The organism is Pseudomonas sp. S3_G06, assembly GCF_054667565.1.
In genome coordinates this window covers 2224184-2237383 of record NZ_CP162738.1, presented here as the reverse complement: position 1 = coordinate 2237383, position 13200 = coordinate 2224184, and the positions used below count along the sequence as shown (strand labels likewise).

Here is a 13200-nt window from a genome sequence, read left to right as displayed (position 1 = left end):
TTCGCGAGCAAGCTCGCTCCCACCCAGGGCCGCGTGACCATTACCCTTAAAAGGCTTGGCCAAACCAGTCAGCCACTTTGATAACTTTGACCATTGCCCCAAGCCCCGCGCGGCGCGACTATCCCTGTGTTGTTTACGGTTCCCAGCCTAATAAAAACACCGAGGGATTCTGGCAATGCGCGATTACTTGTCTGCCACCGAACAGTTCGATTATCAGCACACCGTCGACGCGTCACTGCGCGGCACGCTTGCGGCACTCAACGCCTGCGTCGAGTGTTGCGACCGCCATGCCTTGCCCGGGCGCATTGCGTTGTTCTGGGAAGGTCGCGACGGCTCAAGTGCGACTTACACCTTCACTGATCTGCAAGACAAAGCCGCGCGTTTCGCCAACTTCCTTCTCGCCCAGGGCGTGCAGAAGGGCGATAAAGTCGCTGGCCTGCTGCCACGCAATATCGAATTGCTCATCACCGTGCTCGCCACCTGGCGCATCGGCGCGGTGTATCAGCCGCTATTCACCGCATTCGGGCCGAAAGCGCTAGAGCACCGCCTGAACAGCTCGGGGGCTAAAATCGTGGTCACCGACGCGGTCAACCGGCCCAAGCTCAATGAAGTCAGCGCATGCCCGACCATCGTCACCGTTGGCGGTGTGAAAGGTCAGGGCATTGTCCGTGGAGATTTCAGCTTCTGGGCTGAGCTTGCCAACTATTCCAATGTCTGCGAACCGGTGCTACTGACCGGCGAAGACCCGTTCCTGTTGATGTTCACCTCGGGCACCACGGGGCCGGCGAAAGCGCTGTCAGTGCCGCTCAAAGCCATCGTCGCCTTCCAGAGCTACACCCGTGATGCGGTGGACCTGCGCCCTGAAGACGCGTTCTGGAATGTCGCCGATCCGGGATGGGCCTACGGCATTTATTTCGGCGTGACCGGGCCGTTGGCGCTGGGGCACCCGATTACCTTCTACGATGGCCCGTTCACCCTCGAAAGCACCTGCCGGGTGATCAACAAATACGGCATTACCAATCTCACCGGCTCGCCGACTGCCTATCGCTTGCTGATAGCCGGGGGAGAGGAGTTTGCCAGATCGATCAAGGGCAAACTGCGCATCGTCAGCAGCGCCGGTGAGCCGCTGAACCCGGAAGTGATCCGCTGGTTCGCCGACAACCTCGACGTGGTCATCCACGACCATTACGGCCAGACCGAACTGGGCATGGTGCTGTGCAACCACCACGGCCTTGAGCACCCGGTGCATGTCGGCGCCGCTGGTTTCGCTTCGCCGGGCCATCGCATCGTCGTGCTCGATGAGCAATACAACGAACTCGGCGTCGGTCAGCCGGGCATTCTTGCCATCGACCGCCCGCAGTCGCCGATGTGCTGGTTCGGCGGCTACGAAGGCGCGCCGACCAAGGCCTTCGTCGGCGACTACTACCTGAGCGGCGACACCGTGGAGTGGAACCCGGACGGCAGCATCAGCTTCGTCGGCCGCAGTGATGATGTGATCACCACTTCGGGCTACCGCGTCGGCCCGTTCGACGTGGAAAGCGCGCTGATCGAACACCCGGCCGTGGTCGAGGCGGCGGTCGTCGGCAAGCCCGACCCGGAACGCACCGAACTGGTCAAAGCCTTTGTCGTGCTGAGCGCGCAGTACCGCGCCGCGCCGGAGTTGGCCGAAGAACTGCGCCAACACGTGCGCAAGCGTCTGGCCGCGCATTCGTACCCGCGTGAAATCGAATTTGTCAGCGAATTGCCCAAAACCCCGAGTGGCAAATTGCAGCGCTTTATCTTGCGCAACCAGGAAATCGCCAAGGCTCAAGAGGCCGCGGCGCACAACGTTTCAGCTTGAATCCAAGGAAACACCGTCATGCAGATCGAGAACAAGGTTTTTATCGTCACCGGCGGCGCGTCAGGCCTCGGTGCCGCCAGCGCTGAATTGCTGGTCAGTGCCGGCGCAAAAGTCATGCTGGTCGACATGAACGCCGAAGCCGTCGCCGCTCAGGCTCAGCGCCTTGGTGCGCAAAGCGTGGTTGCCGACATCAGCAATGAGGCGGCTGCCGAAGCGGCGGTCCAAGCGACGATCGCCGCGTTTGGCAGCGTCAATGGCTTGGTCAATTGCGCCGGCATCGTCCGTGGCGAAAAAATCCTCGGCAAAAACGGCCCGCACGCACTCAGCAGCTTCGCGCAAGTGATCAACGTCAACCTGATCGGCAGTTTCAACATGCTGCGCCTCGCCGCTGCGGCGATTGGCGAGAGCGAAGCCAATGCTGACGGTGAGCGCGGAGTAATCATCAACACCGCCTCGGTCGCAGCGTTCGACGGCCAGATCGGCCAGGCTGCGTACTCGGCATCCAAAGGCGCAATCGCCAGCCTGACCCTGCCAGCCGCCCGCGAACTGGCGCGCTTCGGCATCCGCGTGATGACCATCGCACCGGGCATTTTCGAAACGCCGATGATGGCCGGCATGACCCCGGAAGTGCGCGACTCGCTCGCCGCCGGCGTGCCATTCCCGCCGCGTCTGGGCAAGCCTGCCGAATACGCCGCGCTGGTGCGCCACATCATCGAAAACAGCATGCTCAACGGCGAGGTGATCCGTCTCGACGGCGCCTTGCGCATGGCCGCCAAGTAAGGAGGATTAGTCATGACTATGTCCAATGATCCGATTGTTATCGTCAGCGCCGTCCGCACACCGATGGGCGGTTTTCAAGGTGAACTGAAAAGCCTCACCGCACCGCAACTCGGCGCGGCGGCGATCAAGGCTGCGGTCGAACGCGCCGGTGTCGCCAGCGACGCGGTTGATGAAGTGCTGTTCGGTTGCGTATTGCCCGCCGGCCTTGGCCAGGCGCCGGCACGTCAGGCTGCGCTGGGCGCCGGGCTGGATAAATCGACGCGCTGCACCACGGTCAACAAAATGTGCGGCTCGGGCATGCAGACCACCATCATGGCCCACGACATGCTGCTCGCCGGCAGCGCCGACGTGGTGATTGCCGGCGGCATGGAAAGCATGTCCAACTCGCCGTACCTGCTCGATCGCGCCCGCGCCGGTTATCGCATGGGCCATGGCCGCGTGCTCGATTCGATGTTCCTCGACGGCCTCGAAGACGCCTACGACAAGGGCCGCCTGATGGGCACCTTCGCCGAGGACTGCGCCGAGGCCAACAGCTTCAGCCGCGAGGCGCAGGACGCTTTCGCCATTGCCTCGACCACCCGCGCGCAACAGGCGATCAAGGATGGCAGCTTCAAGGACGAAATCGTCCCGCTGACGGTGACCGTCGGCAAAGAGCAGGTAGTGATCAGCAACGATGAACAGCCGCCGAAAGCCAAACTCGACAAGGTTGCCTCGCTGAAACCGGCGTTCCGCGAGGGCGGCACGGTCACCGCAGCCAACTCCAGCTCGATCTCCGACGGCGCGGCGGCGCTGGTGCTGATGCGCCAGTCCCACGCGCAGCAACTGGGCCTCAAGCCGCTGGCGGTGATCCATGGGCATGCTGCGTTCGCTGATACACCGGGCTTGTTTCCCACCGCACCGATTGGCGCGATAAAGAAACTGGTGAAGAAGACCGGTTGGACGCTGGATCAAGTGGATCTGTTTGAAGTGAACGAAGCGTTTGCCGTGGTCGGCATGGCGGCGATGACGCACCTGGAGATTCCCCACGACAAGCTCAACGTGCACGGCGGCGCCTGCGCGCTGGGCCATCCGATCGGTGCGTCGGGGGCGCGGATTCTGGTGACGTTGCTCGCGGCGCTGCGGCAGAAACAGCTCAAGCGCGGCATTGCAGCGATCTGCATTGGCGGCGGAGAGGCCACGGCCATGGCTGTGGAATGCGTTTACTGAAGGCATCGCCGATCAACTGTGGGAGCGAGCCTGCTCGCGAAGACGTCGTTTCAGCCGGCACATGCGTGACTGATACACCGCTTTCGCGAGCAGGCTCGCTCCCACAGGGTTCTATGTCGTACTCAGATTTGAAGGAATCACCATGATCCCCAACGAAGACCAAACCCAGATCCGCGACATGGCCCGGCAGTTTGCCGAGGAACGGCTCAAGCCGTTCGCCGCCGAGTGGGATCGCGAACACCGTTTCCCCAAGGAAGCCATCGCCGAGATGGCTGAGCTGGGCTTTTTCGGCATGCTCGTGCCGGAGCAATGGGGCGGCTGTGACACCGGCTACCTGGCCTACGCCATGGCTCTGGAAGAAATCGCCGCCGGCGACGGTGCGTGCTCGACGATCATGAGCGTGCACAACTCGGTCGGCTGCGTGCCGATTCTCAAGTTCGGCAATGATGACCAACGCGAGCGCTTCCTCAAACCATTGGCCAGCGGCGCAATGCTCGGTGCGTTCGCGCTGACCGAACCGCAGGCCGGTTCCGATGCCAGCAGCCTGAAAACCCGTGCGCGGCTGGAAGGCGATCACTACGTGCTCAACGGCTGCAAACAGTTCATCACCTCCGGGCAGAACGCCGGCATCGTGATCGTGTTTGCCGTGACCGACCCGAGCGCCGGCAAACGCGGGATCAGCGCGTTTATCGTGCCGACCGACTCGCCCGGCTACAAAGTCGCGCGGGTCGAAGACAAACTCGGCCAGCACGCCTCCGACACCTGCCAGATCCTCTTCGAAGATGTGAAAGTGCCGGTCGCCAATCGGCTGGGCGAGGAGGGCGAGGGCTACAAGATCGCCTTGGCCAACCTCGAAGGCGGCCGCGTCGGTATCGCCTCACAAGCCGTCGGCATGGCCCGCGCCGCATTCGAAGCTGCGCGCGATTACGCCCGTGAGCGCGACACCTTCGGCAAACCGATCATCGAGCATCAGGCCGTGGCGTTCCGCTTGGCCGACATGGCCACGCAGATCGCTGTCGCCCGGCAGATGGTGCATTACGCCGCAGCCTTGCGCGACAGCGGCCAACCGGCGCTGGTCGAGGCGTCGATGGCCAAGCTGTTCGCCTCGGAAATGGCCGAGAAGGTCTGTTCCATGGCCTTGCAAACCCTCGGCGGTTACGGTTACCTCAACGACTTCCCGCTGGAACGCATCTACCGCGACGTGCGCGTCTGCCAGATCTACGAAGGCACCAGCGACATTCAGCGCATGGTCATTTCGCGCAATCTCTGACAAGGAATTTTATTCATGACTTACGAAACGATTCTGCTGGAAACCCGCGACCGCGTCGGCCTGATCACCCTCAACCGGCCGCAGGCGCTGAACGCGCTGAACGCGCAACTGGTCAGCGAAGTGAACCACGCCCTCGATACGCTGGAAGCCGATGCGCATATTGGCTGCATCGTCCTCACCGGTTCGAAAAAGGCTTTCGCCGCCGGCGCCGACATCAAGGAAATGGCTGAGCTGACCTATCCGCAGATCTACATGGACGATCTGTTCAGCGACAGCGATCGCGTCGCTAACCGCCGCAAGCCGATCATCGCAGCGGTCAATGGTTTTGCCCTCGGCGGCGGTTGTGAACTGGCGCTGATGTGCGACTTCATTCTGGCTGGCGACAACGCCAGATTCGGCCAGCCGGAAATCAACCTCGGCGTGCTGCCGGGCATGGGCGGCACTCAGCGCCTGACCCGCGCCGTGGGCAAAGCCAAAGCCATGGAAATGTGCCTGAGCGGGCGCATGATCGACGCGGTGGAAGCCGAGCGTTGCGGCATCGTCGCGCGGATCGTGCCGAGCGATGAGCTGCTTGATGAGGCGCTGAAAGTTGCAGCGGTGATCGCCGGCAAGTCGCTGCCGATTGCGATGATGATCAAGGAGAGCGTCAACCGCGCGTTCGAGGTCAACCTGAGCGAAGGCGTGCGTTTCGAGCGGCGGGTGTTTCATGCTGCGTTTGCGACGCAGGATCAGAAGGAAGGGATGGCGGCCTTTATTGCCAAGCGTGAGGCTGCATTCCAAGGCAAATAGATGCGGTGCCTAAGCTGACGCATTCGCGAGCAGGCTCGCTCCCACAGGATCTGCACCGTCCAATGTGGGAGCGAGCCTGCTCGCGAAGCTTTTACAACTGATAGTTCTTCAAATCCCGCGCAATCACCATCCGCTGTATCTCGCTCGAACCTTCATAGATCTGAGTAATCCGCGCATCGCGGTAGTACTTCTCGACCGGGTAATCTTCCAGATAGCCATAGCCGCCATGGATCTGGATCGCCGACGAACATACTTTCTCGGCCATTTCCGACGCGAACAGCTTGGCCTGTGAAGCCTCGGACAAGCATGGTTTGCCCGCCGTCCTCAGCCGCGCCGCATGGAGGATCAGCAACCGCGCGGCGTTGATCTGCATGTGCATGTCAGCAAGCAGATTGGCAATGCTCTGGTGCTCGATGATCGGCTTGTCGAATTGCACCCGATCTTTCGAGTAGGCCAGCGCCGCTTCAAACGCTGCCCGGGCGATACCCAATGCCTGCGCCGCGATGCCGATGCGTCCGCCTTCAAGGTTGGACAGGGCAATCGCCAGGCCCTTGCCGCGTTCGCCGAGCAGATTGGCCTCGGGGATGCTGCAGTTGTTCAATGTCACCGCGCAGGTGTCGGAAGCACGGATGCCCATCTTGTGTTCGGTGCGATCGACGATGAAACCTGGCGTGTCGGTGGGCACCAGAAACGCTGACAGGCCTTTCTTGCCCAGCTCCGGGTCGGTCACGGCGAAGACGATCGCCAGTTTCGCCCGTTTGCCATTGCTGACGAATTGCTTGGCACCGTTGATCACCCATTGGCCGTCGCGCAGTTCGGCGCGGGTGCGCAGGTTATGCGCTTCGGAGCCGGCCTGGGGTTCGGTCAGGCAGAAGCAACCGATGGTCTGCCCACTGGCCAGATCGGCCAGCCAGGTCTGTTTCTGTTCGGCGCTGCCGTAGTTGAGCACCGGGCCGCAGCCTACCGAGTTGTGGATGCTCATGAACGCGCCGGTCGCGCCGTCACCGGCAGAGATTTCCTCAACCGCCAGGGCATAGGCGACGTAATCGACGTAGGTGCCGCCCCATTCTTCCGGCACAACCATGCCGAGCAAGCCCAGTTCACCCATCTTCGCCACCAGCGCGTCGTCGATCCAGCCGGCCTTTTCCCAGGCGTGGGCGTGGGGCGCGATTTCGCCACGGGCAAAATCCCGGGCCATGTCGCGGATCATCACTTGTTCTTCAGTCAGTTCGAGATCGTGCATGACTCAGCTCCCGCTTTCATCAAAACCATGGAAGAAGCTCGCAACCTGCGCAGCGTCAAGCTCAGCGACGGTTGGCGGGTTCCAGCGCGGTGACTTGTCCTTGTCGATCAGCAGGGCGCGCACACCTTCGATCAGGTCGCCACGGGCAAACCACTGGCGGTCCAGATGCAGCTCCAGCGCAAAGCAATTCTCCAGACTCAGGTGCCTGCCGCGACGGAGCATTTCCAGGGTCACGGCCATGGCCAGCGGCGAGCGGGTTTCCAGCAGATCCGCCGTGGTGACCGCCCATTCGTGGCTGTCGGCGACGGTGACGGCGCGCAATTGCTCGATCATGCTCGGCACGTCGGGCAAGGCAAAGAAGTGGTCAATGGCCGGGCGCAATGCTTGGAGGGGCGCATCGGGCAGGGTTTGCACGGCGTGCTTGGCCAGCAGGTTCTGCAGCGACTTGAGCGGCGTGTCCTGCCACTCCATCTGATCGAGTTTCTCGTCGAGCAGGCCCAGTTTGCTGCTCTCCAGATACCAGTCGGCGAGGCCGCAGTACAGCGCATCGGCAGCGCGAATCTGCACGCCGCTGACGCCCAGATAAATCCCCAGTTCACCGGGAATGCGTGGCAGGAAATAACTGCCGCCGACGTCGGGGAAATAACCGATGGCCACTTCCGGCATCGCCAGTCGGCTCTTATCGGTGACCACGCGCAGATCGGCGCCTTGTACCAGGCCCATGCCACCGCCGAGGACGAAACCGTCCATCAGGGCCAGCACCGGTTTGCGGTAGTGATGAATCGTCAGGTCGAGGGCGTATTCCTCGACAAAGAAATCTTCGTGCAGCGTGTCGCCGCTCTTGTAGCTGTCGTACAGCGAACGAATATCACCGCCGGCGCAGAAAGCCTTTTCGCCGGCACCGCGCAATACCACGGCGTGCACATCGGCGTCAGACGCCCAGGCATCGAGCTGCTGTTGCAGCAGACGCACCATGTCCAGGGTGATTGCATTGAGGCCCGCAGGGCGGTTGAGGGTCAGGTGGCCGATATGATTGCGCACCTCGGCCAGCACGTCGTTTGGTATGGCATCCATGGACGGGGTCCGCCGGGATGAAGCCTGAGCTGTCATCTGTAACTCCCTGCTTTTTATTGTCTTTATTCGAAAAGCCCGCGCGCGGGCGTTAGCGGATCGTAACAGTGCAAATTTGTCGTGTACAACGGGGATATGTGCAGGGGGAATCTGCGTTTTTACATGCCTCGAAATTGCGTGATTATCGGAAGGTTTCGCTGATGCTGCGGCGCTTGGCGTGCAGTTCGCTGGCGTGGATCAGGCGTTCGAGGTCTTCGGGGGTGACGTCGATGAAGGCTTCCATGTCGACCAGCGCCAGTTTCAAGTCTTCGGCGGTGATCGCCTGGCGGTCGACCGGGACCACTGGCGGTGCCGGGTCGGCAGCGCGTTTCGGATAACGGATGCGGGTCAGGTTGTTATAGGCCAGCGCGCTGATGAGCATGCAGATGGCGCCGAGCATCACCGGCTCCATGGCTTTCCAGTCCATGGCGATGGTCGCAGGGTCGGCCAGCACCAGTGTCAACGCCAAGGCACCGGCCGGTGGGTGCAGGCAACGCAGCCAGCACATGAGAATCACCGCCATGCCGGCAGCAAGGCAGGCGCTGCCCAGCGTACGGCCGAGCACATGGGCGACCAGCAAGGCGACCACGCCAGCACACAGGTAGCCGCCAAGAATCGACCATGGCTGGGCGAGGGCGCCCGAGGACACGGCGAACAGCAGCACCGCCGAAGCGCCGAGCGGGCCGATCAGGTGAAAGGCAACGTCATGGCCGAACACCTGCGCGCACATCCACACACTGAACAGCGTGCCCAAGGCCATGCCGATCGCGGCACGGCTCCATTCAGTGGGGCGGGTGTTGATGGCAGCGGGCAACCAGCGAGCAAGCATGTAGAACTGATCCTTTACAAAAATCCGGGGCAAAAAAAGGACTTGTCCGGCATATCCGGAAAGCCCTCGAAGCGTTCCAACATTGGGGGAGGAACGCGCGTAGTTTGCCGATCAAAATCGATGCTGACAAATTCATATAAATGCAGTTTTAGTGCACTATTTTTGCATTGAACGGGTGCGCCGCGCGCTGACGAAGCATAGATAACCGCCCAGCGCCGCCAAGCCGCTTAGGGCGTAGAACATGCTCGGCGCCGGCGTATGCATCAGCAGAAACCCGCACAGCACCGGGCTCGCCCCGCCGCCGAGTGCCGCCAGGTTCTGCGCGCCGTAGTAGCTGCCGCGCAGTGTTTCCGGGGCGAGGGTGTCGACGAAGAGGAAGTCTGCCGGGTAAATGATCATTTCGCCCAAGGTGAAGATGAACATCGCCACGCACCAGCCGAGCAGGCTGTCCGCCAAACTGAAGCCAATCAACCCGACGATGAACAGCGCAGTGCCGCCAGCAATCCAGTGACGCAGGTGTTCGCGGCTGAGCCAGCGACCGACCTGGTATTGCAGCAGGATCACTGTGATTGCGTTGCAGGCGAGCAGGGCGGCCATGGTGTCCAGGGTCTGTTGCTGGGTGTGGGTGACCAGCAGGTATTGCGACAGGTACAGCGTAAAGCGCCCGTGCACCAATGTGCTGAGCAGGCAACCGAGGGTGAACAGAACCATGGTGCGGTCGTTTTTCAGGATCATCAGCGTGTTGAGGAAACTTTGCGGCGCACTGCCGGAAGTTGTCGGACTGGCATCCCTGGTCGCGCCGAGCAGCAGAAAAATACTGCCAATGGCGATCGCACCGGCAACGATGAACGGCGCGGACGGCTGCACCCCGGCAATCACCACGCCAATCATCGGTCCGACGGCGTAGCCGATATTGGTCAGCGTGTAATTGAGGGAAAACGCCTTGACCCGCTGGCCCACCGGCAGGTTTTTACTGAGGATCGCCTTGGAGCCGATGAGGAACAGCGCCGACGCGGTTTCGCTGATGATCAGCACCAGGGTGACCAGATACAGGTTCTGCGCGAAGGTCAGCAGGATCAGGCCGATACCGCTGGAGAGCATGGCCACAATCAGCAACTGGCGCTTGTCCAGCTTGTCGATGATGTAGCCGCCGTACAGCGACAGCAGCGTGGCGCTGAACACGGCGATGCCGAGCAGCAAGCCGACATCCTGCGGATTGAGGCCAAGCTTGTTGCTCAGGAACAGTGTCAGCAACGGGCTGACCAGGGCGCGGCTGATGACCACGGTCAGCGAGCTGATCATCAACCGGCGAATGAACGGCGAATACATGGCCACGGAAGGGGAATGTCCTTATTCGGAATGGCTGGCGAACGCCATCCTCTCTGGGCAGCTGCCACCGGTCAACCTCCATCGCCTCATGCACATTGTCCCTGTGGGAGCTGGCTTGCCAGCGATTGCGGTGTGTCAGGCAACATTTGAATCGGCTGGTATTCCGTCATCGCTGGCAAGCCAGCTCCCACACGGTCTGTGTGCAGTCCACTGCCATCACTGGCCACCGGCGGGCCAGTTCAAGCCACATCCGAAGCCGCCGGCCTCTGCCGCAAGGTGATCGGCAACTTGCACGATTCACCGCGCCCCATCGGGAAATACTGGAAACCATTGCGCGCCAGGCGTCCGGCGTCGTACAGGTTACGGCCGTCGAAGATGACCGGGCTGTTGAGGCGCTGTTTGATCAGCTCGAAATCCGGGGCCTTGAACTGTTGCCATTCGGTGCAGATGATCAGCGCATCGGCGCCGCCCAGTACCGATTCCGGCGTGCCCATCAGCATCAGTTTTGATTCGTTTGGATAGAGATTCTGGGTTTCCACCATGGCCTCCGGATCAAACGCGCGCACGCTGGCCCCGGCAGCCCATAAATCTTCGAGCAGAACCCGGCTCGGCGCGTCGCGCATGTCGTCGGTGTTGGGCTTGAACGCCAGGCCCCACAAGGCAAAGGTCCTGCCGCGCAAATCTCCCCGGTAGAAGGCGTTGATGCGTTCAAACAGTTTGTGTTTCTGGCGCTGGTTGATCGCTTCTACCGCTTGCAGCAGATCACTGGAGCAATGCGCCTGCTCGGCACTGTGAATCAACGCGCGCATGTCTTTGGGAAAACACGAACCGCCGTAGCCGCAACCCGGATAGATGAAGTGATAGCCAATCCGCGTATCGGCACCGATGCCCTGGCGCACTGATTCGATATCTGCGCCGAGGTGCTCGGCGAGTTCGGCGATCTGGTTGATGAAGCTGATCTTGGTCGCGAGCATGCAGTTGGCGGCGTATTTGGTCAGCTCGGCACTGCGCAGGTCCATGAACAGGATGCGGTCATGGTTGCGGTTGAACGGCGCGTACAGATCGCGCATCACATCGCGCACTTCAGCGCCTTCGCAACCGATGACGATACGATCCGGCCGCCGGCAATCAGCAACCGCTGAACCTTCCTTGAGAAATTCCGGGTTGGAGACAATATCGAACTGCAGCAGGCGGCCAATCTTGATCAGGGCTTTTTCGATGTGGCTGCGCAAAGCGTCGCCCGTGCCCACCGGCACCGTGGATTTTTCCACCACGATCAACGGCTGTTGGCGATGCCGGGCAATCGCGTCGCCGACCGACAACACGTAGCGCAGGTCCGCCGAGCCGTCCTCGCGTGACGGCGTGCCCACCGCGATGAACGCAACCCGCCCATGCAACACCGCAAACCGCTCATCAGTAGTGAATTGCAGGCGCTGCGAGTCCAGGCCCTCGCGCACCAGGCTGGCCAGCCCCGGCTCGAAAATACTGACGTGACCCTGGCGTAACCGCTCGATCTTCTGCGCGTCGACATCCATGCACACCACGTCGTGACCGACCTCGGCCAGCACCGCCGCTTGCACCAGACCGACATAACCACTGCCAAATACCGTGATCTTCATGCCGCACTCCTGTTCGCAGTCCCTGCATTGAACATAAGAGCGCGATGTTTCAGTTCGCCTACCGTGCTGATAAAGCAGCAAACAGACCGTTCGGGGAATGCCCGATTGACTTTTACGGCCTCGAACGGCAGGTTGTCGGCCTTTCGCGGCAACCCCTGTCATTGAGTCACGCCGTTTTTTTGCGTTTCATTTCATGCATTTATTGTTTTTGTTGAATCGTTTTTTATTTCAAGGCCGTTTCGTTTGAGTGATTTGTCGAGTACCCAACCTGCACCGTCCACCAGCAATCCGCTGACCGTTTACCTGGCACGACTGGCACCTTCCAGCCAGTTGACCATGCGCTATGTGCTGCAAGATGCCGCTGACCGCCTCGGTTTCGAGGACGTCGATATCGAAGAAATCCCTTGGCACGGCCTGCAACCGGAAGACGTGGTGGCGCTGGTCGCCGCTTTGCGTGCCGACGGTTATGCACCGAACACCTCTTCGCTGTACGTCAACGCCGTGCGCGGGGTGATGAACGAGGCGTGGCGCATGAGCCTGATCAGCCAGGATCACCTGTTGAAGATGCGTTCGGTCAAGGGCATAGCCGGCACACGGCTGTCCCAGGGGCGCAACCTCAAGCGCACGCTGATTCACGAACTGATGGAAGTCTGCGCTGCCGACCCGCGCCCGCAGGGCTTGCGTGATGCGGCGGTGATAGCGCTGCTGTACGGCACCGGCATGCGCAAGTCGGAATCAGTGGATTTGGATCTGAGTCAGGTCGACTTCAACGAACGCAGCCTGACCGTCACCGGCAAGGGCAACAAACAGCTGATCAAGTACGCGCCGGCCTGGGCCTTTGCCAAGCTCGACGCCTGGCTGGAACTGCGTCGTTCACAGCTCAAGGAAGGCGAGAGCGACGATGCATTCCTGTTCAATCGCATTCGCCGGGGCAGCCACATCACCCGCGAGCGCATCACCAAACACGCGATTTACTACATCGCCCGCCAGCGCGGTACGCAGGTCGGGGTAAAAATCATGCCCCACGATTTTCGGCGTTCATTCATCACCCGGGTGATCGAAGAGCACGACCTGTCGATCGCGCAGAAACTGGCGCATCACAGCAATATCCAGACGACCGCCAACTACGATGTGCGCGATGACAACGAGCGGCGGCGGGCGGTGGATCGCTTCGATTTGTGACGC

General features: G+C 61.3%; 11 protein-coding genes. 6 read left to right on the top strand and 5 right to left on the bottom strand.

Annotated elements, in window-relative coordinates:
• The first annotated feature begins 175 nt into the window (after window positions 1-175).
• From AB4N47_RS10055 to AB4N47_RS10035, 5 genes are all read left to right on the top strand, one after another.
• On the top strand, window positions 176-1840 hold the full coding sequence (locus AB4N47_RS10055) for an AMP-binding protein (protein WP_341637557.1): 1665 nt from the start codon (window positions 176-178) through the stop codon (window positions 1838-1840).
• Between the two features lie 18 nt (window positions 1841-1858).
• Window positions 1859-2620: an SDR family NAD(P)-dependent oxidoreductase gene (locus AB4N47_RS10050; RefSeq protein WP_341637556.1), complete on the top strand. Its 762-nt coding sequence runs from the start codon at window positions 1859-1861 to the stop codon at window positions 2618-2620.
• 12 nt (window positions 2621-2632) lie between these two features.
• Window positions 2633-3826: an acetyl-CoA C-acyltransferase gene (locus AB4N47_RS10045; RefSeq protein WP_136493352.1), complete on the top strand. Its 1194-nt coding sequence runs from the start codon at window positions 2633-2635 to the stop codon at window positions 3824-3826.
• 142 nt (window positions 3827-3968) lie between these two features.
• A complete protein-coding gene (locus tag AB4N47_RS10040) occupies window positions 3969-5096 on the top strand; it encodes an acyl-CoA dehydrogenase (protein WP_073474453.1) in 1128 nt (375 codons plus the stop codon).
• A 15-nt stretch (window positions 5097-5111) separates the two neighbouring features.
• Window positions 5112-5885 (top strand): enoyl-CoA hydratase, encoded by a 774-nt coding sequence (locus AB4N47_RS10035; protein WP_016774718.1) that lies wholly within the window; start codon window positions 5112-5114, stop codon window positions 5883-5885.
• Window positions 5886-5976: 91 nt separating this feature from the next.
• Here the strand turns inward: AB4N47_RS10035 and AB4N47_RS10030 are convergent, their stop codons facing one another.
• The 5 genes from AB4N47_RS10030 to AB4N47_RS10010 form a co-directional block, all read right to left on the bottom strand.
• Window positions 5977-7128 (bottom strand): acyl-CoA dehydrogenase family protein, encoded by a 1152-nt coding sequence (locus AB4N47_RS10030; protein ID WP_341637555.1) that lies wholly within the window; start codon window positions 7126-7128, stop codon window positions 5977-5979.
• A 3-nt stretch (window positions 7129-7131) separates the two neighbouring features.
• Window positions 7132-8238, bottom strand: coding sequence for an enoyl-CoA hydratase/isomerase family protein (locus AB4N47_RS10025; protein ID WP_341637554.1), 1107 nt, complete (start codon window positions 8236-8238; stop codon window positions 7132-7134).
• 142 nt (window positions 8239-8380) lie between these two features.
• The gene (locus tag AB4N47_RS10020; protein WP_341637553.1) at window positions 8381-9067 is read right to left on the bottom strand and encodes an HPP family protein; all 687 of its coding nucleotides are present in this window, start codon (window positions 9065-9067) and stop codon (window positions 8381-8383) included.
• A 156-nt stretch (window positions 9068-9223) separates the two neighbouring features.
• Window positions 9224-10402, bottom strand: coding sequence for an MFS transporter (locus AB4N47_RS10015; RefSeq protein ID WP_341637552.1), 1179 nt, complete (start codon window positions 10400-10402; stop codon window positions 9224-9226).
• A 233-nt stretch (window positions 10403-10635) separates the two neighbouring features.
• Entirely contained in the window at window positions 10636-12015 is a 1380-nt protein-coding gene (locus AB4N47_RS10010; RefSeq protein WP_341637551.1) for a UDP-glucose dehydrogenase family protein, read from the bottom strand.
• A gap of 243 nt (window positions 12016-12258) precedes the next feature.
• Between AB4N47_RS10010 and AB4N47_RS10005 the strand changes: the two genes are divergently transcribed.
• On the top strand, window positions 12259-13197 hold the full coding sequence (locus AB4N47_RS10005) for a site-specific integrase (protein ID WP_186569674.1): 939 nt from the start codon (window positions 12259-12261) through the stop codon (window positions 13195-13197).
• Window positions 13198-13200: the final 3 nt, after the last annotated feature.